Here is a 327-nt window from a genome sequence, read left to right on the forward strand (position 1 = left end):
GCAATAGCAGACGTACTGGAAAGTGCATTAGGAAAGATGTTTGATGGAAGCTTGTCAAGTTTGGGATTGTCGATAGGAGTGAACAGAGGAGTGGCAGTATCATATGCTTCACTAGATAAGAAACAGAATTATGATTTTTCATTTTACAGTCAGGGGAATATAGTAGGTTTTGGAGCATTTAACATACTGAAAAATAAAGGGATACGTTTAGGAGATGGAAATGGAAGCTTTAAAGTAAGAATGTACGGGACTCCGGTAGTAAAAATAGGCTTTGAACGTTTTGAAAATGGATTGGGAGTAAATGTAATAGGAGCGGCAATAAATGAA

The 327-nt window shown here is 37.0% G+C and carries 1 protein-coding gene; it reads left to right on the forward strand.

Annotation, left to right across the window (positions count from 1 at the left end):
- Positions 1–327: hypothetical protein (locus EII29_RS12475; protein ID WP_158612569.1), on the forward strand; the 327-nt coding region annotated here is incomplete at both ends.

The sequence above is a fragment of the Leptotrichia sp. OH3620_COT-345 genome (genome assembly GCF_003932895.1).
In the GTDB taxonomy this organism is placed as follows: domain Bacteria; phylum Fusobacteriota; class Fusobacteriia; order Fusobacteriales; family Leptotrichiaceae; genus Pseudoleptotrichia.